The 1,011-nt window shown below is 60.4% G+C and carries 1 protein-coding gene and 1 pseudogene; one reads left to right on the top strand and one right to left on the bottom strand.

The genetic code is table 11. The features are described from left to right. Positions 1-447: 447 nt before the first annotated feature. Complete coding sequence (locus ATN38_RS00010) at positions 448-657, top strand: hypothetical protein (protein WP_166503019.1); 210 nt, start codon at positions 448-450, stop codon at positions 655-657. Here ATN38_RS00010 and ATN38_RS00005 read toward each other — a convergent pair. Beyond that, positions 578-880: pseudogene (locus ATN38_RS00005) on the bottom strand (transposase); the annotation flags it as partial. The gene ATN38_RS00010 and the pseudogene ATN38_RS00005 overlap by 80 nt on opposite strands. Positions 881-1,011: the final 131 nt, after the last annotated feature.

Here is a 1,011-nt window from a genome sequence, read left to right as displayed (position 1 = left end):
GGTGCGCTGTTCCACAAGGGCAAGCTCCTCGAACGACCCGTCGAGATCACCCCGGAACCGTCACCGGACACGCCGGTATCCGAGGTCGCCTGACACACCTTAATCCACAGAATTTGACGATTCCTCAGTCGCCGCGCGAAAGGGTCGATCATTCTTTCGGCCATCGGAGAGCAAGCTAAAATGCGGTCAACTATCCTCAATCTTTCATGAGAGGTCATGGCATGTCCGCAGTGAACGGGGCCATCGTGTTTTAAGTCTTGTTGCCCGTGACGTGGGCGGATAGGACGATGAGGAACATGGCTGGACGGAAGAGGAACTCCGCAGAGGACATCGCGCGCAAGTTGCGCCGAGCAGACGAGCTCACCGCGGCGGGGAAACCCAGGAAGAGATCGCCGGCGAACCCGAGGGGTGTCGGCAGCGCCGTACTGGCGTAAACAGTACGGCGGCATGGATACCGACGCAGCGCAAGAACTCAAGGAATTGCGGGGGCAGCAGGGCAAACTCAAACGACTCCTCGCCGACGCCGAACTGGAGAAGGACGCCCTGCGGGAGGTCGCAAAGGACGCTCCTATAGACGTCAAGGGGTCAGTGCGCGGCAGTCACGTCGGAGTGCGGTGGAGACTTCTCGGGCGAGGTAGCGCTTCTGGCAGCGGATAATTTCGGGCATCGATTTTCCCTCTGACGTGCGACGTTGCACGTAGGAGCGGGCGTTGTCGCTGTATCGGAGGCGGACGATGGCGCCGGTGTGAAGTGCTTGGTTGGCGCGTCGGTCGCCGCCACGATGCAGTCGGTGACGAGTGGTCTTTCCTGATGAAGCGGGAATCGGTGCTACTCCGCAGAGGTGAGCGAAGGATGATTCCGATTTCAAGCGGCCCGGATTGCGGAGAGGAATCGTCAAATTCTGTGGATTAAGGTGTGTCAGGCGACCTCGGATACCGGCGTGTCCGGTGACGGTTCCGGGGTGATCTCGACGGGTCGTTCGAGGAGCTTGCCCTTGTGGAACAGCGCACC

The organism is Rhodococcus sp. FH8 (assembly GCF_019266085.1).
GTDB lineage: Bacteria > Actinomycetota > Actinomycetes > Mycobacteriales > Mycobacteriaceae > Rhodococcus_F > Rhodococcus_F qingshengii.
Note: the sequence above shows the minus strand (reverse complement) of the source record. Positions and strands in the feature narration are given on the sequence as shown.